The sequence below is a fragment of the Cupriavidus sp. a3 genome (assembly GCF_051015765.1).
Lineage (GTDB): Bacteria > Pseudomonadota > Gammaproteobacteria > Burkholderiales > Burkholderiaceae > Cupriavidus > Cupriavidus oxalaticus_A.
The window spans coordinates 1,247,794-1,268,173 of the sequence record NZ_CP170643.1 but is presented as its reverse complement, the minus strand read 5'-3'; the positions used below and the strand labels follow the sequence as shown (position 1 = coordinate 1,268,173).

The window sequence follows — 20,380 nt, the reverse complement described above, 5'->3', positions numbered from 1 at the left end:
CTCAATCGGCCGCTTTGAAGTGCCAATGACGGACAAGGATCGCCTTCAGTTCATCCACCCGATCACGGATCTCCTGTTCGACTTTGCCAAGCGGATCGTACTGGTGAAACAGGTTTCCAGCCTTGGCGGAAGCTTCGAGAAGCATACCCAGATGTCCCAGCTGGATGCGGATCTGAAAGGCGCTGTGAAGCACGCCATCGGCCAGCATCAAATGAACCGGCAAGCTATTCAATGTCTCGCTAATCCTGACCGCCTCCCGCTGCTTGCGCGCGACAAATTCATCCCACGAAACACCTCCGGTACGCAGACCTCGAACATCAACAACTATGGCCAAAGCCTCCACACCCAGCCGGCAAGCGGATTGGACTACCCGCAGTTCTGCCAGACGCTCCTTGCGGTTGACGGCTCGTTGCTGAGAGTTGGAGATCCAGGCGGCGGCAAGGATTGCGACGACGGAACCGATTGCCTGCACCCAGCTCGCTACATCGCCGGAATCCTTGGGCCAGATCTGTGCAAGCACCAGACTGCCCGCCGCAACGCAAACACAAGCGGCACCAACAACTGCGGCCCAGCCCCATTTTTCCACCGACATGAACCCTCCCGTTTTTGGGAGGCATCCTAGCATGAGCACCCAGACCTCTATCTTCGACGGCGGCCAGCGCCTGCAGATGACCGAGAGCATTGAACTCACGGTTCAGTCCATGCAGGCCTACGGCCCGACGCATGACCACTGGGGCATCGCCTGGTCGGGCGGCAAGGACAGCACTGCCACGCTGACGATGATCTGCTGGCTGCTCGACACCGGCAAGATCACGCGTCCCAAGACACTGACCGTCTTCTACGCCGACACCCGGCAGGAGCTCGCGCCGCTGGCCATCTCGGCCGAGCGAATTATGGACGAGCTGCGCGACCGAAACATCGCGGTAGAGGTCGTGCGCGCGCCGCTGGACAAACGGTTCATGGTCTATATCCTCGGCCGGGGCGTGCCGCCGCCGAACAACAACACCCTGCGATGGTGCACCCGCCAGATCAAGATTGATCCCATGGAAGAAGCGCTGCGCCAGCGCCTCGACGGGATCGAGGGCAGCATTCTGATGATTACGGGCGTCCGCCAGGGCGAGAGCGCGATCCGTGACCGCCGCATCGAGATGAGTTGCGGCAAGGACGGCGCCGAGTGCGGCCAAGGCTGGTATCAGCAGGTTCTGCCCAATGCCCGCGGCCTGCGCGGACGCATCGCCACGCTAGCCCCTCTGCTTCACTGGCGCGTCTGCCATGTATGGGAATGGCTGAAGCATTGGGCGCCGGAGGCGGACTTCGGTGACTGGTCGACTCGTGCGATCGCAGACGCCTACGGTGGGGATGAAGCGGAAGAACTGAATGCGCGCACCGGCTGCGTCGGCTGCCCCCTCGCCCAGGAGGAGAAGGCGCTGGAGACCGTCCTGCGGAACAGCCAGTGGTCCTACCTTGCCCCACTTCGCGGCATCAAGCCGCTGTGGCGCGAGCTGCGCGAGCCGCAGCACCGCCTGAAGAAGGCCGGCGCTGAGCGTCTGAAGGATGGATCGATCGCCAAGAACCCGCAACGCATGGGACCGCTGACGTTCGAAGCACGGCTGATGGCCCTGGATCGGGTGCTTGCCATCCAATTCGCCTGCAACGATGCAGCCCGCGTGCAGGGCCGACCAGAGATCAGCCTGATCGATGCCGAGGAAGAGGCTCGCATCCGCGAGCTGATCGCCCTGCAGACCTGGCCGCAGGGCTGGGATGGTGACGAGCCGACCGGCGACACCGTTATGGAGACCGTCTATCAGAACGGTGCCGTGCAGCCACTGCTTTTCGGTAAGGAATCCTAGCATGACCAAAGAACGCCCCATCCTCTTCAGCGGCGCCATGGTGCGCGCCATCCTGGACGGCCGGAAGACGCAGACACGGCGGATCCTCAAGCAGGCTGTTGGCCCGAGCCTGAGCGTCGGCATCGAAGACGAGCCGGGCGTGGCCGCACTGTCCTGGCTGTATGGCGACGGCCCCGGCCACGAGGTGCACGAGCGCATCAAGCGCGTGGCCTGCCCCTATGGCAAGCCCGGCGACCTCCTGTGGGTGCGGGAGACGTGGGCGCAGCCGGTGCCGCTGGACCCGGGCCCGACGGTCTACCGTGCGGACTATCCCGCATGCGTGCCGGTCGGTTTCGAGAACATCCCGCCGGCCGACGCTATCACCTGGAAGCCGAGCATCCACATGCCGCGCGCGCTGTGCCGACTGGTGCTGGAGATCACCGGCGTGCGCGTCGAGCGGCTGAACGACTGCAGTGAGGCGGATGCAATCACGGAGGGCATTGAGCGTGACGGCGATGGCTGGAAGTCTTACGCCGGCGGCTCTTGCGTTGCCTTTCCTACCACGAGCTACGCCTCACTGTGGGACAGCATCAACGGTGCTGGCGCGTGGGAGGCGAACCCTTGGGTATGGGTAGTGGAGTTCAGGAGGAACGAGACATGCCCCACTTCATGACCGGCCCCGAGCTGAAGCTGCAGCTCGCCGGCCAAGATGACGCCTTCGCCAAGGCCGCGGCAATGCTGGATGCTGGCGAGATCGGCCCGCACCGATTCTGGTGGCTGGCGACGCAGTTCGCGATCGACGCGCTGACCGGGAAGCCGGCGACGGTGCCAGAGCCGGGCCAGCAGGACCTGTTCAGCGCCGCCACCCCATAACCACCACCTGGAACAGGCTTTTGCCTGTATTCCCGCTTTACAAGCCATACCCTGTAATGCAGCAAGCAGCAACGAGTATCCTGACAATTACCCGGCAACATTGGGAAGCCGCCATGACGACACTGACACTTTCCGGCGATGAAGTGCGAGAACTGACGAACAGGCAGAAGCCGTCGGCGCAGATCCGCGCACTTCGCGCCATGGGGATCGAGCACAAGGTGCGCCCGGATGGCACCGTGGCGGTCCTGCGGTCGCACGTCGACGCACAGATGGGGGGCCCACGCGAGCGCCGTGCGGCCTCCCCTGACTGGCAACCGAACTGGAGCGCAGCCTGATGCCTCGCGCGCGCAGCCCGGAGAACCGGGGGCTACCTAACCGCTGGCGTAAGCGCAGCGGCGCCTACTACTACCAGGTCCCGAAGGGCCTGGAAGCGATGTGGGACGGCAAGAAGGAATTCCGCCTCGGCGCGTCGCTCCCTGAAGCCTACAAGGTATGGGCCGAGCGGCTGGCCTATGCGGCGGATGCCAAGACCATCGGCGAACTGCTCGAGCGCTACCTGCTGCAGGTGGTGCCCACCAAGGCCGCGACGACACAGGCACAAAACCAGGTTGCGATCAAACGCCTGCGGGCCGTGCTGGGTGCAGCTCCCATCGCCAGCGTGCGGCCGCAGCTGGTCTACCAGTACATCGAGCGCCGCCAGTCGAAGATAGCCGCCCGGCGGGAAGTCGAGATCCTGTCCCATGCCTTCACCAAGGCGGTGGAATGGGGAATCATCGACCGCCACCCTTTCAAGGGCCAGGTTCGGCTGTCCGGCGAGAAGCCGCGCACGCGGTACGTGGAGGACTGGGAGATCGTGGAATGCCTGTCGCTGGAGCCAAAGCGCACGCATGGCAGCGTGCTGGCAGTGCAGGCCTATATCCGCGTGAAGATGATCACCGGCCTCCGCCGCGGCGACCTTCTCCGCCTGACCATGTCAGACCTGCAGGAGGACGGTATTCACGTTACGCCTGCGAAGACGGCTGGCAGCACAGGCAAGAGCGTGATCCTGATCTGGACGGACGAGTTGCGCGAAGCGGTGGAGATGGCAAAGAGGGCCCGGCCGGTCAGGATTGCTAAGTGGCTATTCTGTAACCGGGAGGGCGAATGCTACATCAGCGAGGAAACCGGCCGCGCCGGCGGGTGGGATTCGATGTGGCGGGGATTTATGGAGCGCGTGCTGAAAGAGACCGGGGTCAAGCAGCGCTTCAACGAGCACGACCTGCGCGCGAAGTGCGCGAGCGATGCGGAAACTCTGGAGCATGCGCGGGCGCTGATGGCCCACGCGGACAGCCGGATCACGGAGCGGGTGTACCGTCGCAAACCGGAACTGGTGAAGCCTCTGCGGTGATCGAATAGGAAAGCCGGGATTCTGTAGGAAAACTGGCGCTTCCGAATTTGCCGCAAAGCCTTATGGAATAAGGTGGCGGAGAGAGGGGGATTCGAACCCCCGATAGGCTATTAACCTATACACGCTTTCCAGGCGTGCGACTTAAACCACTCATCCATCTCTCCGGGAAGTCCGCGATTATAGCAGAGTTGCCCGACGAATCTACAAGTTCGTGCGGCGCCCTCCTAGCCCCGACGCAAATACGTCACCAGCCTGTCGATCACCGGCGCGTTGCGCGGCGTGAGCAGGCTGACGATGATCGCTACCGCAAACCCCGCGGGCACGCCAAAGGCGCCGGAAGCGATCGGGTCGACGCCGAACCAGCGGTTGCCGAAAATGCCGGTCATGCGGGTGAAGAACGGGTAGTTGACGAAGATGTAGTAGACCGCCACGCCAAGCCCGGCGGACATGCCGGCGACAGCGCCGGCCGCAGTCGTCCGGCGCCAGAAGATGCCCAGCACCAGCACGGGGAAAAAACTCGATGCCGCCAGCGAGAAGGCAGCGCCGACCAGGAACAGGATGTTGCCTGGGCGCAGCGATGTAACGTATGAAGCGAACAAGGCAACGCCCAGCAACACGATCTTGGCCGTGGTGACGCGGCGCTGGTGGCTCGCCTGGCGGTCGACCATGTGATAGAAGACGTCGTGCGACAGCGCATTGGCGATGGTGAGCAGCAGGCCGTCGGCGGTCGACAGCGCCGCCGCCAGCGCGCCGGCGGCGATCAGGCCGGAGATGACATAAGGCAGTCCGGCGATCTCCGGGGCGGCCAGGACGATCATGTCGGGCTGCAGCAGGATCTCGGCCCATTGCACGATGCCGTCGCCGTTGACGTCGCGGATGCCGAATACCGGCGGATCGACCTTGCGCCATTGCACCACCCATTGCGGCAGTTCCGCATACGACGTGCCGACCAGGTGCTCGAAGAACTCGTACTTGACCAGCGCGGCCAGCGTCGGCGCGGACACGTACAGCAGCGCAATGCAGAACACGGCCCAGGCCACCGAGTTGCGGGTCTCCTTGACGGAGGGCGTGGTGTAGAGGCGCGTCAGGATATGCGGCAGGCTGGCGGTGCCGACCATCAGGCAGAACACAAGCAGCACGAAATTGAGCCGCTTGGTCTTGCGCTCCTGCTCGGACGCCGCCGGGTATGGCTCGGTGGACGACATCGAATGCCGGCTGCGCGCAAGCGCGTCTTCGCGCTGCAGGTTCCACTGCTGCTGTGCGGCGGCGGGATCGCGCGGGAATTCCAGGCGCTCGCGTTCCAGCGCCTTGATTTCGCGCAGCGGCGCATTGCGCGCACGCAGGTCCTGCAGCCGCGCGTCCAGCGTGTCGCGCTCCTGCTGGAAGGATGCCGGCAGCCGGGCGATGCGCTCCTGCAGCAGGATGGCCTGCTGCTTGTAGTACTCGCGCACGGCCTGCTCGGCGGGCTCGCGCTCCAGTTCCTGCTCGCGCGCATCGAGCTGCGCCAGCAGCGTGCCGTAGCTGAGCTGCGGCACCGCTTCCTGGTGATGCTTCCACGCGATCATCGAGACCGTGACCAGGAAGGCGACGATCATCATGATGTACTGCGCCACCTGCGTCCACGTGACCGCGCGCATGCCGCCCAGGAACGAGCACACCAGGATGCCGGCCAGGCCGAAGAAGATGCCAACGGCGAATTCCACGCCGATGAAGCGCGTCACCACCAGCCCTACCCCCTGGATCTGCGCCACCAGGTAGACGAACGAACACAGCGACGCCGCCAGCACCGCGATCGCGCGCACCGGCAGGTTGCCGCCGGGCTTGCCGTTGCCATAGCGCGCGGCGAGAAAATCCGGAATGGTGTAGCCGCCGTACTTGCGCAGGTATGGCGCCAGCAGGAAGGCCACCAGGCAATAGCCTCCGGTCCAGCCCATGACGTAGGCGAGGCCCTCGTAGCCGGATGCGAACAGGATGCCGGCCAGCCCGATGAAGGACGCGGCGCTCATCCAGTCGGCGGCGATCGCCATGCCGTTGAACAGGGCCGGCACGCGCCGCGAGGCGACGTAATACTCGTTGAGGTCGGAGGTGCGGCAGATCAGCCCGATGCAGGCATAGATCGCGATGGTGATGAAGAGGAAGACATAGCCGAGCCACAAGGCATCGGCGTTGGAACGCTCCAGCAGCCCCATCATGCCGACGAAGCCAAACAACCCCAGCGTGAACAGGCCGTAGTACAGCAGCAGCCGGCGGCGGAAGCGCGACTGGGCATCAGGCATGGGCGGCGGTCCGTGGTCGGTGGGGCGCTATCGTAACAAACCCGCCGGCGCGCGGGAACGCGGCGGCGGGCTGGTAGGGGGCACGGCGGAAGGGTTACTGTGCCTGCTTGAGCTGGTCCAGGATCGCCGGGTTCTCCAGCGTCGAGGTGTCCTGCGTGATTGCCTCGCCCTTGGCCAGCGAGCGCAGCAGGCGGCGCATGATCTTGCCTGAGCGCGTCTTGGGCAGGTTGTCGCCAAAGCGGATGTCCTTGGGCTTGGCGATCGGGCCGATTTCCTTGCCGACCCAGTTGCGCAGCTCGGTGGCAAGCTTGATGGCCTCTTCGCCGTTCGGGCGGGCGCGCTTGAGCACGACGAACGCGCAGATCGCCTCGCCGGTCATGTCGTCGGGGCGGCCGACCACCGCGGCCTCGGCCACCAGCGGGTTGGCCACCAGCGCCGACTCGATCTCCATCGTGCCCATGCGGTGCCCCGACACGTTCAGCACGTCGTCGATGCGGCCCATGATGGTGAAGTAGCCGGTGTCCTTGTCGCGGATCGAGCCGTCGCCGGCCAGGTACAGCTTGCCGCCCAGCTCCTCGGGGAAGTAGCTCTTCCTGAAGCGCTCCGGGTCGCCCCAGATGGTGCGGATCATGGCCGGCCACGGGCGCTTGACCACCAGGATGCCGCCATTGCCGTTGGGCAGGTCATGGCCGGTCTCGTCGACGATGGCGGCCATGATGCCCGGCAGCGGCAGCGTGCACGAACCCGGCACCAGCGGCGTCGCGCCCGGCAGCGGCGTGATCATGTGGCCGCCGGTCTCGGTCTGCCAGAAGGTGTCGACGATCGGGCAGCGCTCGTTGCCGATGTTCTTGTAGTACCACATCCACGCCTCGGGATTGATCGGCTCGCCCACGGTGCCGAGCAGGCGCAGGCTCGACAGGTCGTATTGCTTCGGGTGGATGTTCTCGTCGGCCTCGGCGGCCTTGATCAGCGAGCGGATCGCGGTCGGCGCGGTATAGAAGATGCTGACCTTGTGGCGCGCGATCATGTCCCAGAAGCGGCCGGCGTTCGGGTAGGTCGGCACGCCTTCGAACACCACCTGGGTGGCGCCGGCGGCCAGCGGGCCGTAGGCGATGTAGGTGTGGCCGGTGACCCAGCCGATGTCGGCGGTACACCAGAACAGGTCGTCGGGCTTGATGTCGAAGGTCCACTTCATCGTCATCAGCGCCCACAGCAGGTAGCCGCCGGTGCTGTGCTGCACGCCCTTGGGCTTGCCGGTCGAGCCCGAGGTGTAGAGCACGAACAGCGGGTGCTCGGCGCCGACGGGCTCGGCTTCGCAGGTCTCGGGCTGGTTGGCGCAGACGTCGTCGAGCCAGCGGTCGCGGCCCTCGGTCCAGCCGACATTGCCGCCGGTACGGCGGTACACGATCACGTTCTTCACGGCCTCGCAGCCGCCCAGCGCCAGCGCGTCGTCGGCGATGGCCTTCAGCGGCAGCGCCTTGCCGCCGCGCATCTGCTCGTCGGCGGTGATCAGCGCCACCGCGCCCACGTCGACCAGCCGCTCCTGCAGCGACTTGGCCGAGAAGCCGCCGAACACCACCGAGTGCGTCGCGCCCAGGCGCGCGCAGGCCTGCATCGCGGCCACGCCTTCGACCGACATCGGCATGTAGATCACGACGCGGTCGCCCTTCTTGATGCCGAGCGTCTTCAGGCCGTTGGCCAGGCGGCACACCTTCGCATGCAGTTCGCGGTAGGTGACGCGCGTCACCGTGCCGTCGTCGGCCTCGAACACGATCGCGACCTTGTCGGCATTGCCGTTTTCCAGGTTGCGGTCCAGGCAGTTGTACGAGGCATTGAGCTGACCATCCTCGAACCACTTGTAGAACGGCGCGTTGCTCTCGTCCAGCACCTTGGTGAAGGGCTTGTTCCAGTGCAGCAGCTCGCGGGCGTGGCGTGCCCAGAAGCCTTCGTAGTCGCGTTCGGCTTCCTCGCACAGCGCGCGGTAGGCGTCCATGCTGGGAATCGCGGCCTGGCTGGCGAACGACTCGGGCGGGTTGAACACGCGGTTCTCTTGCATCACCGATTCGATGGCGGACATAGACTCGTCTCCTGATTTTGGAATGGCTTTGGCTGCCAAGTTACGCCCGACGGCTTACTTAAACCTGACGGTCGGCGGCTGCTGCCTATGGTGACTGGCCGGTGTCCGAGGTCGCCGCATGCTGCAATGCAGCGGGAAACGTCCTGCCATCGGGGGCGAAAGTGCAGCCTTCTCCATTAGGCTAGCACAGCTATAATCCCGCGAGCCCTATACCTGAACGCGGTGCTTACCCTTGCCGCGGCCTCTCCACGCTTGCACCGGCTCGCCGCGCCTCGCGCCACCCGCGATCGTGGCCGCCGGCTGACCGAGGCATCGACCGTGCCCACCAACACCTCCACTTCAGCCCCTGCCCACTCTCGGCTTTTCTCCCCGATCCACGCACTGTTCCTGGTCGGATCGATGGCGCTGGTCGGCAGCAATGTGGGGCTGGGCAAATCGATCATCGCCCATGTGCCGGTGCTGCTGTTCGCGCTGCTGCGCTTCGTCATCGCCATCGTCTGCCTGGCGCCGTGGTACCGGCCGGCGCGCATGCGCCGGGTGTCGCGCGGCGAATGGCTGAACCTGTTCCTGCAGGCGTTCTTCGGCACCTTCCTGTTCACGCTGCTGATGCTCAACGGCGTGCGGCTGACCAGCGCCATGGCCGCGGGGGTCATCACCAGCACCATTCCCGCCACGGTGGCAATCCTGTCCTGGCTGGTGCTGCGCGAACGGCTGTCGCGCCGCACCGTGGCCTCGGTGCTGCTGGCGGTGGCCGGCATCGCCGTGCTCAACATCGCCCGCAGCGATGCGCACGGCGCCGGCGAAAACAGCCAGGCCTGGCTCGGCAACCTGATGATCCTGGGCGCGGTGCTGTGCGAATCGGTCTACGTGATCCTGTCGCGCCGCCTCACGCAGACACTGGCCGCGATCGAGATCTGCGCCTATACCCACCTGATCGGCGGCCTGCTGATGCTGCCGCTGGGGCTGGTGCCGCTGCTGACCTTCGACGCCTCCACGGTGCCGGCGCAGACCTGGCTGATGCTGCTGTGGTACGCGCTGTCGGCCAGCGTGTTCTCGTTCTGGCTGTGGATGAAGGGCATCCGCCATGTGCCGGCGCAATTGGCGGGCGTGTTTACCTCGGTGCTGCCGGTGGCAGCGGCCACCTACGGCATCGCTGTGCTGGGCGAGCAGCCGGGCTGGCCGCACGGCGTGGCGCTGGCCTGCGTGCTGGCCGGAATCGTTCTTGCGAGCTGGCCGGGGCGGATTGCGCGCGGCGCGTGGCGCGGCAAGGCGGCGGGCGCCGATCCGCGCGCGGGAACCTGAACGGCGTGGCGTGGCACCGGTTACTGCTGGTAACACAGCGCTGCCATCGTCGCTTGGTACAATCCACGCCGATTTTCAACTCGCCGCAATTTTTCCACTCTTCGCCCCGCCCATGGCTTCCAATCCAATGACCAAGCCGCAGGCCCAGAGCCTGCGGCCGATCCCGAGCATCATCTTCGCGTCGCGCTGGCTGCAGCTGCCGCTATACCTGGGCCTGATCGTGGCCCAGGGCGTCTATGTCTACCATTTCCTGGTCGAAGTCTGGCATCTGCTGGCACATGTGACCGAGTTCGACGAGAACAAGATCATGCTGGTGGTGCTGGGGCTGATCGACGTGGTGATGATCTCCAACCTGCTGATCATGGTGATCGTGGGCGGCTACGAGACCTTCGTCTCGCGCCTGGGCATCGACAACCACCCGGACGAGCCGGAATGGCTGGACCATGTCAACGCAGGGGTGCTCAAGGTCAAGCTGTCGATGGCGCTGATCGGGATTTCGTCGATCCACCTGCTGAAGACGTTTATCGATGCGGAACAGCGCACTACCCACACCATCATGTGGCAGGTGGCCATCCACGTGGCGTTCCTGGCCTCTGCGGTGGCGATGGCGTATGTCGACCGGATGGTGTCGCACCCGGCCGGCGCGCATACCAAGCGCGAATCACATTAAGCTTTCCAAAAGCCAGTACTTGCCTCCGGACCGCGGCCATGCGCCGCGGTTTTTGCATTTGGCGTTCGGTGTCCGCGCCATGAGGCGCCGGCGACACCCCAGGAGGCTGTAGACCAATGTATGCAGCCGGGCAGACAGCCCCGGGGCAGTGTATGATTTCGGCCTGTGTTTCACCGCTGCCCACCCCACAAAATGACAGTCATCAAGCAAGAAGACCTCATCCAGAGCGTCGCCGACTCCCTGCAGTACATCAGCTACTACCACCCGATGGACTACATCACCAGCCTGGGCCGCGCCTATGAGCTGGAGCAGAGCCCGGCGGCCAAGGACGCGATCGCACAGATCCTGACCAACAGCCGCATGTGCGCGGAAGGCAAGCGTCCGATCTGCCAGGACACCGGCATCGTCACGGTCTTCGTCAAGGTGGGGATGGACGTGCGCTGGGACGGCGCCACCATGGGCCTGACCGACATGATCAACGAGGGTGTGCGCCGCGGTTACACGCACCCCGACAACGTGCTGCGTGCCTCGATCGTCAGCCCGCCCGAAGGCGGCCGCAAGAACACCAAGGACAACACCCCGGCCGTGATCCACTATGAAGTGGTGCCGGGCAACACCGTCGACATCCAGGTCGCGGCCAAGGGCGGCGGCTCGGAGAACAAGTCCAAGTTCGTGATGCTGAACCCGTCGGACTCGATCGTCGACTGGGTGCTGAAGACCGTGCCGACCATGGGCGCCGGCTGGTGCCCGCCGGGCATGCTGGGCATCGGCATCGGCGGCACCGCCGAGAAGGCGATGGTGATGGCCAAGGAATCGCTGATGGAATCCATCGACATCCAGGACATCATCGCCCGCGGCCCGAAGGACTGGGTCGAGGAACTGCGCGTCGAACTGTACGAGAAGGTCAACGCGCTGGGCATCGGCGCGCAAGGCCTGGGCGGCCTGGCCACCGTGCTGGACGTCAAGATCATGGCCTGCCCGACGCACGCCGCGTCCAAGCCTGTCGCGATGATCCCGAACTGCGCCGCCACCCGCCACGTGCACTTCACGCTGGACGGCAGCGGCCCGGCCAAGCTGGAAGCGCCGGACCTGTCGCAATGGCCGGAGGTCGAGTGGGCACCCAACACCGAGACCTCCAAGCGCGTGGACCTGAACACGCTGACGCCGGAAGAAGTCGCCTCGTGGAAGCCGGGCCAGACCCTGCTGCTCAACGGCAAGATGCTGACCGGCCGAGACGCCGCGCACAAGCGCATCGCCGACATGCTGGCCAAGGGCGAGAAGCTGCCGGTGGACTTCAAGAACCGCGTGATCTACTACGTCGGCCCGGTCGATCCGGTGCGCGACGAGGCGGTCGGCCCGGCCGGCCCCACCACCGCCACGCGCATGGACAAGTTCACCGAGATGATGCTGGCCGAAACCGGCCTGATCTCGATGATCGGCAAGGCTGAGCGCGGCCCGGCGGCAATCGAGGCCATCAAGAAGCACAAGTCGGCCTACCTGATGGCCGTGGGCGGTGCCGCCTACCTGGTGGCCAAGGCGATCAAGGAAGCCAAGGTGGTCGGCTTCGAAGACCTCGGCATGGAAGCCATCTACGAGTTCGACGTCAAGGACATGCCGGTGACGGTCGCCGTGGACAGCGAAGGCACCTCGGTGCACAAGACCGGCCCCGCCGAGTGGCAGGCCAAGATCGGCAAGATTCCGGTCGCCGCGCTGTAAGCATCGCCACGCGAGCGCATCACGCCGAGGCGGTAGAATCTGCCCTAGCACTCGAAAAAGCCGGGTTCCGACCCGGCTTTTTTCTGCCCTCTTCTTTCCAGTCCTTTCCAGTCGTCCTCGCATCCCAGTGAACCCAGCACCCATCGGCATCTTCGATTCCGGCCTTGGCGGCCTGTCCGTGCTGCGCGAGATCCGCGCGCTGCTGCCGCAAGAATCGCTGCTGTACCTCGCCGACTCGAAATATGCGCCTTACGGCGAGAAGCCCGAGACGTTCGTCGAGGCGCGCACGCTGCAGGCGTGCGAATGGCTGCTCGGCCAGGGCTGCAAGGCGCTGGTGATCGCCTGCAACACGGCGACCATGCACGCGGTGCAGACCTTGCGCGAGCGGCTGCCGGTGCCGATCATCGGCGTCGAGCCCGGCCTCAAGCCGGCCGCCGCGGCGAGCCGCAGCAAGGTGGTGGGCGTGCTGGCGACCGCCAACACCCTCAAGAGCGCCAAGTTCGGCCGGCTGCTGACCTCGCTCGAGCACGAAAGCCGCTTTATCTGCGAGGCCGGCCTTGGCCTGGTATCGCTGATCGAGCAAGGCGACCTCGACGGCCCCGCCGTGCGCGAGCGCCTCGATGCCTACCTCACTCCCATGCTCGAAGCCGGCGCGGACACGCTGGTGCTGGGCTGCACGCACTACCCTTTCCTGTCCGGCACGATCCGCGAGATGGTCGGAGACCAACTGGCGCTGGTCGACACCGGCAGCGCCATTGCGCGCCAGCTCGCCCGCAAGCTGGCCGAGCACGGCCTTTGCGCGGACACCGGCGCGCTGCCGCGCGACCGCTTCGTTTCCACCAAGGACGCCGCGCACTTGCGCGCGATGGCAGCAGCGCTGCTGCGGGTGGACGCGGATGCGGAAACGGTGGTGATCGAGCCGGCGCCAGCGTTCTAGCCGGCGCCTGCCCTGCGGCAGGTTATTGCAGGAAGCCCAGCGGCCGGTGCTCCCGCACCTCCGGCTTGATGGCATGTTCCTGGCGCAGCTGCGCCAGGAATTCGTCCGGCGTCAGCGCCTCGCCCAGCAGCACGCACTGGCGCTTGACGGTGGCGAAGTCGCCTGGCGTCAGGCAATCCATCGCATCCAACTCGCGCCGCATGGCATCGGTCAGCAGCGTGGCGTCGCCGCCCAGCGCTTCGTCGACGAACATCGCCGCCCGTTGCTCCGGCCTCAGCGCCAGGAAGCGGATCTTGAACGAGAAGCGCCGCAGCGCGGCCTCGTCAATGCGGTCGAACAGGTTGGTGGTACAGATGAAGATGCCGTTGAAGCGCTCCATGCCCTGCAGCATCTCGTTGACCTCTGAGATCTCGTAGTTGCGCACCGCCTGCTGGCGGCTCTGCATGAAGCTGTCGGCCTCGTCCAGCAACAGCACCGCGCCGTCTTCCTCCGCGCGCGCGAACATGGCCGCGATCTGCTGCTCGGTCTCGCCCACGTACTTGCTCATCAGGTCAGAGGCGCGCCGGATCATCAGCGGCAGGTCCAGCTCGGCGGCGATATGCTCGGCGAGCGCGGTCTTGCCGGTGCCGGGCGGCCCATAGAAGCACAGCGTGCCGCGCTGGCGCACGCGCAGTGCATCGACGATCTTCACCACCTCGTAGCGGGTTTCCAGGTGCAGGTTTTCCAGCCGGTAATGCGTGACCACCGGGCGGGCCTCGGCCTCCGGACGCAGGCCCATGGCGCGGTCGGCATGCTCCAGCTGGCGCAGGATCAGCGCTTCGACCGGTTCCGCCACGTCGGGCCGCGCCAGCTCGACAAAACGCGCCGCCGATTGCACCTGCGCCGGCGTCAGCGTCTTGCGGGCGGCCAGGCCGCTGATGAAGGCATCGCTGACATCGAGCCCACCCAGGTGCTTGCGGATGATGTTCTCGCGCACCAGCGGCGGCGGGATCTTCAGTTCGAGGTGGAACTGGAAGCGGCGCAGGTAGGCCGGGTCGATCTGCCGGATCGAATTGGAAATCCAGATCACCGGCACCGGGTTCTGCTCGAGGGTCTGGTTGACCCACGCCTTGCCGTTGACCGACGCGCGCGTATCTTCCTGGCCGAACAGGCTCATCAGCTCGCGCGCGCTGCCGGGGAAAACGTCCTCCACCTCATCGAACAGCAGCGCGGTATGCGCGCGGCCGCGCAGGAAGGCCTGCGATACCTGCAGCGAGCGGTAGCGGTCCTTGCCCGACAGGCTGTTGCCGTCGCGGTCCAGGCAATCCACCTCGTACAGCTCGCAACCGGCCTCGCGCGCCAGCAGGCGCGCAAATTCAGTCTTGCCGGTGCCGGGCGGGCCGTAGATCAGCACGTTGACGCCGCTGGCGTGCTGGCGCGTGGCGTTGGCGAGCAGCGCGCACAGGTAGCGGGCATCGGTCTCGACATGCGGGTAGTCGGCGACGGTCAGCGTGGGCGGCGCGGCCGGGCGTGTGAACACCGCCATCATCTCGGCCTCGTTGGCGTAATTGCCCAGCAGCACGTGCAGCAGCCGGTCGGACAGGCGCATCAGGTCGCCCAGGTCGGTGACGCTGTTCTCGGGCAGCGGCTGCTCGATCAGGTTCAGCGTTTCCAGCCGCGAGCCCGGTCGCAGCGACGCGGCCACGTCGGCCGCCCCGGCACCGGTCAGGCCGGCCAGGATCTGGAAGGCTTCCTGGCTGTGCGCCACCTTGCAATCGACCATGACCGCGCGCAGGTCGCGCTTGTACTTGGCCAGCGCCGCGTACAGCAGCAGCTTGCGCTCGTGGTCGGGCAGGTCCAGCACGCGGCTGAGCATGTCGATATTGCGCACCAGCAGCACGCGCTCGCCGTCCAGCCGCTGCGCGATGGCGGCGGCCGAGGCGTCGAACACGGCGAACATGTCCTTGGCGTGGTGCTTGACGTACTCGTCGAGGTAATAGAACAGCGCGCTTTCGTCGAAGGCACTGTTCCACTGGCCGTGGCGGTCCAGGAATTCCTCGGGCGTCAGCCGCGCCGCGCCCTTCCACGCGGGCATGTCGGCGCAGCGGGCGGCCAGGAAGCGCTGCACGCGCAGCACCACCCCGTATGGCCACACCATTTCCTGCGCGCTGACGGTCAGCACATCGTTGATATTGCTGCGCAGGTTGAAGCGCGGACCCAATGCGCACACCACGCGCAGGGCAAATTGCGCGCACATCCAGTCCAGCGCGGAGCTGGACGACACCCCGGGCATGGAGCGCAGGAGCGTCGATCGGTCATCTTCAGCGGAACGTGTGAAATCCATGGACGGTTCCCCGAGTTCGCCGTGGCGGGGCCGACCGACCGGCGCACCGCCTCGTCTGCAGTTTCTTCCTATGCTAGCGCGCTTTGCTGCCCACCGCGCGGGGATAGGCAAAGCTGCCACCAGCGACTGTGGCCTGTGCCACCGAAGCTACGGATCCTTGCGGGCGCGCAAACCCGCGCAAGATAGCGCCAACCGCTCCACACGGCTGCCTGATCTGGCGGTATAACTTGCCGCGGCAGAAAATTCCAGTTGCGACGCACAAATCACAACAAATAAGAATCATTATCGTTTATACTAGCGCGCTGACACGCTGCCCCAGAGTGGCGCTCCCACGTCAACCTAGTTGAAGGAGCGTTTATCATGGAATTGCTGCTTAGCCTGCTGGTCGGTTGCGGCATCTCGCTGATCCTGTTTTACCGCAAGTGATGGCGCACGGTCGCTGCTGCTCGTGGCGCTGGTTGTACCGAGCCAGGCCCTCCTGCGCCTGCCGGCAGACTTTTGTTGTTGACACATGTTCGATCAACGCTTCTTCAAGATTACGCTCGCCGTCCTGCTGTTCCACGCCGGCCTGCTCTACCTGATCCAGAGCGGCCTGGGCCGCAAGCTGACCGAGGCGGTGGTCGCCCCCGAGATCGTCGCCCGCATCATCCCGCTCGAACCGCCCAAGCAAGAGGCCCCGCCTGAGCCGCCCAAACCCAAGCCCAAGCAGGAAACGCCGCCGAAGCAGGTCAAGGTGACCACGCCCAAGCCGGCGCCGCAGCCCAAGCCGACTCCGCAGCCGGTGGCCAACCTGCCGCCGACCCCGAGCGCGCCGGAAGCGCCGGCCGCACCGCCTGCGCCGCCCGCACCGCCTGAACCCGCTCCGGCGCCCGTTTCCGCCGCGCCGCGCGCCGTCGGCATCGGTGAAATCCAGTGCACGCCGCCCCAACCGAAGTATCCTTCTCAATCGCGCCGCATGGGCGAGACCGGCAGGACAGTGGTGCGCCTGACCACAGATGAAGGCGGCAAGGTCGTCAAGACTTCCGTGGTGTCGTCGAGCGGCTCGTCGCGCCTGGACCAGGCCGCTGTGGAAGCCGTGCAGGCCATGCGCTGCAAGCCTTACACGGACAACGGCCGTGCCATCGCCGTCACGGCGCAGCAGCCAATCGGCTTCGAACTGAACTGATCACCGATCCGCTACCCGATTTCCGATCATCCGATCTGACCTAAACCAAGCGAACTCACCAGGAACCAACCCATGCAGGACCTCGGACTCTCCCACCTCTGGACGCAAGGCGACTTCGTCATGCGTGCGACCGCCATCATTCTGCTGATCATGTCGCTCGCCTCTTGGATCGTGATCTTCACCAAGGCCTGGGATCTGGTGCGCCTGAAGAAGATGGCGCAAGGCGCGGAAAAGCGCTTCTGGCACTCGGACGACTTCGACCATGCGCTGGAAACCCTGGGCGCCAATGATGCCAACCCGTTCCGCACGCTGGCCATCGCCGGCAAGGAAGCCGCCCAGCACCACCGCGCCAGCCAGCCGCAGCTGCACGACGTGATGGATATCTCCGACTGGCTGACCCGCTCGCTTAAGAGCTCGATCGACGACGCCGTGGCGCACATGCAGTCGGGCCTGGCGGTGCTGGCTTCGGTGGGCTCGACCGCACCGTTCGTCGGCCTGTTCGGCACGGTGTGGGGCATCTACCACGCGCTGATCGGCATCGGCGCCTCGGGCGTTCCGACCATCGACAAGGTCGCCGGCCCGGTGGGCGAGGCCCTGATCATGACCGCCTTCGGCCTGGCCGTGGCAATCCCCGCGGTGCTGGGCTATAACGCACTGACGCGGGGCAACAAGGCGGTGATCTCCAAGCTCAACCGCTTCGCCCACGACCTGCACGCCTACTTCGTGACCGGCGCCCGCGTGCGCCCCACCGGTGCCCGCAGCGAAGACGGCACCGTGCGCCTGGCCGCGGCCCAGCGCTAATCCGCAAGCAAGGAAGTCATCATGGCATTCGGTACTCTCGACGGTGACGACGACGAGGTGATGAGCGAGATCAACATGACGCCGCTGGTCGACGTCATGCTGGTGCTGCTGATCATCTTCATCATCACCATCCCCGTGATCAACCACGCGGTGAAGATCGACCTGCCGCGCGCCACCAACTCCCCGAACGATCCCAAGCCGCAGAACATCAACGTCTCGATCGACGCCAGCGGCAAGGTGTTCTGGAACCAGGTGGAAGTGGACCAGGCCACGCTGGAAAGCAATATTTCGCTGGCCGCGCAGCAGCAGCCGCAGCCTGAGCTGCACCTGCGCGCCGACCGCGAGGTGCGCTACGAGCGCGTGGCCGAAGTCATGGCCGCCGCGCAGCACGGCGGCCTGGGCAAGATCGGCTTTATCACCGAACCCAAGCAATAAGGAGGCGCGCCGGCAGGCGTTGCGCACTGGAAGGGCATCCCGCCGGATGCCCTTTTTCGTTTACTGGCCGCTCGCCGCTGCAGGGCGCTGGACCGGATCGCTGTTTGTCGAATCTTCGATCCATGCTATTGTAATGATAACAATTCGCATTTATGATTCATCCATCGATTGCGCCATCGGTGGCGCACCCCTGATGCCTTTTCCCCTGCGCGCCCATGGCGCCAGGCCGACCCGGAGCCAGATGATGAGCACTCTTTCCCTGCCGCTGTCGCAACCGCGTGAAGTCACCCGCCGCCGCCTGTCGCTGCGCCGTGTCGAGGTGGCCCAGCCGCGCCGCGAGACCGCAGCCGCGAAAGCAGCCCCGTCGACGATCGCATCCATGAAATCGGCCGTAGCCGCCCTGCCCGCCCGGCTGGAAGCGTTGGTGCGCGACAGCCTGTCGTCGGCGCCCGCCGGCGAACCGGTCGCACTTGACGCGATCATGCGCGGCAACAGCACGCTGCCGATCCTGCATAACGGCGAGGTCTACACGCTGCGCGTGACGCGCTATGGCAAGCTGATCCTGACCAAATGACGCATCCTGGCGGCAAGGCCATGCGCTGAAGCCGAAGGGAACTGTTTGAGGCCCGCGTCTGCCGCGGGTGCCACGCAAGTGGCAGTACAGACTTTTGTGGGGACCACCTCGGAACGAGGTGTTGGGCAGTAGCCAGGTGCTGGCGCCGCGGCGGGAATTCCAGACCCCTCGCCATATCGGCCACACCCAGCCATGCCCTCTTTTTATTCGGCCCCGCAGGCCCTGGCCTGCGGGGCTCTTTCATGCGCGACTGGTGCCGCGCAACGGGCCCTGCTATTACAGGCCCAGAGCGGCGATGCCGGCGCGGGCAATCTGCGCGTCTTCGGTCGACTTCACGCCCGAAACGCCGACGGCACCGACCACCTGCTCGTTGGCGACGATAGGCACGCCGCCCTCCAGCATGCCCTGCAACACCGGTGCGGTCATGAACGAATAGCGGCCGTTGTTGATCATGTCTTCGTAGATCTTCGATTCACGACGGCCCAGGGCGGACGTACGGGCCTTTTCCGCGGCGATATGGGCCGAGATCGGCGCGGCGCCGTCCAGGCGCTGCATCGCCAGCATATGGCCACCGTCATCGACCACGACGATGGACACAGCCCAGTGATGGTTCTTCGCTTCGGTTTCCGCCGCGGCCATGATCTTCTTCACATCGTCTGCCGTCAGAACCGTCTTTTGCTGCATGCCACTCTCCTGGTCATTCATTTGGTTGGAGACCGAAGTATACCCCGCACCCCATGCCATCGTCATCGCGCCCACGCGGCAGCGGCGGGCAAGAAAATGGCCCGCACAGGCGGACCGCACAGGCGGGCCATTCGTCATGCAGACACGGCGGCAATCAAGCGCCGTCGGTGTACGGATCCGGCTTGCCGATGCGGGCACCGTCGGTGTAAGGGTCAGGCTTGCCGATGCGCGCGCCGTCGGTGTACGGGTCGGTCTTGCCGACGCGGGCGCCATCGGTGAACGGATCGACCTTGCCCATGCGGGCGCCGTCCAGGTACGGGTCAGGCTTGCCGGTCGCGGCGAACGAGGCGGTGGACACTGCGCACAGCGCGGCCAGCACGGAGGCGGCGGCAATTGATTGTTTGAGCTTCATGAGATTCCCCTTGCAATTCTGGTCGGTACGGGCACCGCGGCGGACGACTCCTGAAACAAAAAGAGGCGCCCTCATCGCGATGTCATGCCTCTAGTTTAGGGAAAACCCTTAAGACGATAGACGTGACGCTTTGAGCAGTCCGTTCAAATAATTTGATGGGCGTCAAACTAGGGAATCATCCAGGGAACCGGCGCCTGCGGCTCGTGTCGCGATATGCAAGCCAAAAGGAAAGGGCCCCGCAGGGCCCTGTATTCCACAGCGTTTCGGCGCCGGCCGGTCAGTCGTGACGCCAGCGGCCATGACCGCGGTAGCCCGGCGGACCATAGTAACCGTGGTGATGGCCACCATAGTAGCGCGGCGGGCCATAGTAGCGCGGGCCGTAGTAGACCGGGCGCGGACGCACCACCACGGCCGGCGGGCCGTAGTAGACCGGTGCCGGGGCCACCACCACCGGCGGCGCATAGTAGGCCGGAGCGGGCGGATAGTAGGCCGGCGCGCCAACCACGACGCCCGGCACGCCAATCGCGACGCCGACGCTCACATGGGCCATCGCGGCCCCGGATGCCAGCCCGGCTGCGACACCGAATGCTGCGAGCCACCAACGTTTCATATCCGCCTCTCAGAATTTGAGATTTCTCTTACTCGGTATTGTAGAGGGCCTGAATTTTCCAGGTGCAACCGAAGGCACGACATTGTTACTAGCCGTAACAGTGCGTCACTTTTTCCTTCCGCGACGCCAACTGCTTGGCCAAGCAAATTAAAGCCTGCGGCGCGCTTGCATCCGGATTGCGAAGCCACCACAATACCGGGCTTGCCGTGCGGCCGTGGAGAAATTGGTAGACTCAGCAGACTTAAAATCTGCCGCCTTTCCAGGCGTACGGGTTCGAGTCCCGTCGGCCGCACCAGGGCCACCGCAGCG

At 65.5% G+C, this 20,380-nt stretch carries 20 protein-coding genes and 2 tRNA genes; 14 read left to right on the top strand and 8 right to left on the bottom strand.

The features are described 5' to 3' along the window. Nucleotide 1: 1 nt before the first annotated feature. The gene (locus ACAD63_RS05990) at nucleotides 2-592 is read right to left on the bottom strand and encodes a hypothetical protein (protein ID WP_434033553.1); all 591 of its coding nucleotides are present in this window, start codon (nucleotides 590-592) and stop codon (nucleotides 2-4) included. A gap of 31 nt (nucleotides 593-623) precedes the next feature. On the opposite strand from ACAD63_RS05990, the gene ACAD63_RS05985 reads away from it, so the two are divergent. The 5 genes from ACAD63_RS05985 to ACAD63_RS05965 all read left to right on the top strand — a co-directional run bounded on the left by ACAD63_RS05985 (nucleotide 624) and on the right by ACAD63_RS05965 (nucleotide 4,089). Continuing rightward, nucleotides 624-1,850, top strand: coding sequence for a phosphoadenosine phosphosulfate reductase family protein (locus tag ACAD63_RS05985; RefSeq protein ID WP_434033552.1), 1,227 nt, complete (start codon nucleotides 624-626; stop codon nucleotides 1,848-1,850). Between the two features lies 1 nt (nucleotide 1,851). Next, nucleotides 1,852-2,502, top strand: a complete 651-nt coding sequence (locus ACAD63_RS05980) for a hypothetical protein (protein ID WP_434033551.1) — start codon at nucleotides 1,852-1,854, stop codon at nucleotides 2,500-2,502. After that, nucleotides 2,487-2,702, top strand: a complete 216-nt coding sequence (locus tag ACAD63_RS05975; RefSeq protein ID WP_434033550.1) for a hypothetical protein — start codon at nucleotides 2,487-2,489, stop codon at nucleotides 2,700-2,702. Before ACAD63_RS05980 ends, ACAD63_RS05975 begins: the two co-directional genes overlap by 16 nt. A 113-nt stretch (nucleotides 2,703-2,815) precedes the next feature. Next, the gene (locus tag ACAD63_RS05970; RefSeq protein WP_434033549.1) at nucleotides 2,816-3,037 is read left to right on the top strand and encodes a DUF4224 domain-containing protein; all 222 of its coding nucleotides are present in this window, start codon (nucleotides 2,816-2,818) and stop codon (nucleotides 3,035-3,037) included. Beyond that, nucleotides 3,037-4,089, top strand: coding sequence for a tyrosine-type recombinase/integrase (locus ACAD63_RS05965; protein WP_434033548.1), 1,053 nt, complete (start codon nucleotides 3,037-3,039; stop codon nucleotides 4,087-4,089). The genes ACAD63_RS05970 and ACAD63_RS05965 overlap by 1 nt, the downstream gene beginning before the upstream one ends. Nucleotides 4,090-4,162: 73 nt before the next feature. Here ACAD63_RS05965 and ACAD63_RS05960 read toward each other — a convergent pair. The 3 genes from ACAD63_RS05960 to acs all read right to left on the bottom strand — a co-directional run bounded on the left by ACAD63_RS05960 (nucleotide 4,163) and on the right by acs (nucleotide 8,442). After that, nucleotides 4,163-4,253: transfer RNA gene (locus tag ACAD63_RS05960), tRNA-Ser, on the bottom strand. A 60-nt stretch (nucleotides 4,254-4,313) separates the two neighbouring features. After that, the gene (locus ACAD63_RS05955) at nucleotides 4,314-6,365 is read right to left on the bottom strand and encodes a sodium:solute symporter family protein (protein ID WP_133096055.1); all 2,052 of its coding nucleotides are present in this window, start codon (nucleotides 6,363-6,365) and stop codon (nucleotides 4,314-4,316) included. A 94-nt stretch (nucleotides 6,366-6,459) separates the two neighbouring features. After that, nucleotides 6,460-8,442: an acetate--CoA ligase gene (gene acs / locus ACAD63_RS05950; RefSeq protein ID WP_434033547.1), complete on the bottom strand. Its 1,983-nt coding sequence runs from the start codon at nucleotides 8,440-8,442 to the stop codon at nucleotides 6,460-6,462. Between the two features lie 399 nt (nucleotides 8,443-8,841). Here acs and ACAD63_RS05945 point away from each other — a divergent pair, with 399 nt between their 5' ends. The 4 genes from ACAD63_RS05945 to murI all read left to right on the top strand — a co-directional run bounded on the left by ACAD63_RS05945 (nucleotide 8,842) and on the right by murI (nucleotide 13,067). Then, complete coding sequence (locus ACAD63_RS05945) at nucleotides 8,842-9,744, top strand: DMT family transporter (protein ID WP_135706293.1); 903 nt, start codon at nucleotides 8,842-8,844, stop codon at nucleotides 9,742-9,744. A gap of 112 nt (nucleotides 9,745-9,856) precedes the next feature. Continuing rightward, complete coding sequence (locus tag ACAD63_RS05940) at nucleotides 9,857-10,414, top strand: TIGR00645 family protein (RefSeq protein ID WP_434033546.1); 558 nt, start codon at nucleotides 9,857-9,859, stop codon at nucleotides 10,412-10,414. Between the two features lie 192 nt (nucleotides 10,415-10,606). Next, nucleotides 10,607-12,130: a fumarate hydratase gene (locus tag ACAD63_RS05935; RefSeq protein WP_133095559.1), complete on the top strand. Its 1,524-nt coding sequence runs from the start codon at nucleotides 10,607-10,609 to the stop codon at nucleotides 12,128-12,130. Between the two features lie 127 nt (nucleotides 12,131-12,257). Further along, nucleotides 12,258-13,067, top strand: coding sequence for a glutamate racemase (gene murI, locus ACAD63_RS05930; protein WP_135705554.1), 810 nt, complete (start codon nucleotides 12,258-12,260; stop codon nucleotides 13,065-13,067). Between the two features lie 22 nt (nucleotides 13,068-13,089). On the opposite strand, the gene ACAD63_RS05925 is transcribed toward murI, so the two are convergent. After that, complete coding sequence (locus tag ACAD63_RS05925) at nucleotides 13,090-15,390, bottom strand: AAA family ATPase (protein ID WP_135705555.1); 2,301 nt, start codon at nucleotides 15,388-15,390, stop codon at nucleotides 13,090-13,092. A gap of 511 nt (nucleotides 15,391-15,901) precedes the next feature. Between ACAD63_RS05925 and ACAD63_RS05920 the strand changes: the two genes are divergently transcribed. The 4 genes from ACAD63_RS05920 (at nucleotide 15,902) to ACAD63_RS05905 (ending at nucleotide 18,365) form a co-directional block, all read left to right on the top strand. Next, complete coding sequence (locus ACAD63_RS05920) at nucleotides 15,902-16,555, top strand: energy transducer TonB (RefSeq protein ID WP_133095556.1); 654 nt, start codon at nucleotides 15,902-15,904, stop codon at nucleotides 16,553-16,555. Between the two features lie 72 nt (nucleotides 16,556-16,627). Next, nucleotides 16,628-17,356 (top strand): MotA/TolQ/ExbB proton channel family protein, encoded by a 729-nt coding sequence (locus tag ACAD63_RS05915; RefSeq protein WP_133095555.1) that lies wholly within the window; start codon nucleotides 16,628-16,630, stop codon nucleotides 17,354-17,356. Between the two features lie 21 nt (nucleotides 17,357-17,377). Continuing rightward, the gene (locus ACAD63_RS05910) at nucleotides 17,378-17,791 is read left to right on the top strand and encodes an ExbD/TolR family protein (RefSeq protein WP_133095554.1); all 414 of its coding nucleotides are present in this window, start codon (nucleotides 17,378-17,380) and stop codon (nucleotides 17,789-17,791) included. A 244-nt stretch (nucleotides 17,792-18,035) separates the two neighbouring features. Next, the gene (locus ACAD63_RS05905) at nucleotides 18,036-18,365 is read left to right on the top strand and encodes a hemin uptake protein HemP (protein WP_133095563.1); all 330 of its coding nucleotides are present in this window, start codon (nucleotides 18,036-18,038) and stop codon (nucleotides 18,363-18,365) included. Between the two features lie 276 nt (nucleotides 18,366-18,641). On the opposite strand, the gene ACAD63_RS05900 is transcribed toward ACAD63_RS05905, so the two are convergent. From ACAD63_RS05900 to ACAD63_RS05890, 3 genes are all read right to left on the bottom strand, one after another. Further along, entirely contained in the window at nucleotides 18,642-19,049 is a 408-nt protein-coding gene (locus ACAD63_RS05900; RefSeq protein WP_133095553.1) for a heme-binding protein, read from the bottom strand. A gap of 154 nt (nucleotides 19,050-19,203) precedes the next feature. Next, nucleotides 19,204-19,461, bottom strand: a complete 258-nt coding sequence (locus ACAD63_RS05895; protein WP_133095552.1) for a hypothetical protein — start codon at nucleotides 19,459-19,461, stop codon at nucleotides 19,204-19,206. A gap of 277 nt (nucleotides 19,462-19,738) precedes the next feature. After that, a complete protein-coding gene (locus ACAD63_RS05890; protein WP_133095551.1) occupies nucleotides 19,739-20,071 on the bottom strand; it encodes a hypothetical protein in 333 nt (110 codons plus the stop codon). A 208-nt stretch (nucleotides 20,072-20,279) separates the two neighbouring features. Between ACAD63_RS05890 and ACAD63_RS05885 the strand changes: the two genes are divergently transcribed. Next, nucleotides 20,280-20,366 (top strand) — tRNA-Leu (locus ACAD63_RS05885). Nucleotides 20,367-20,380 lie beyond the last annotated feature (14 nt).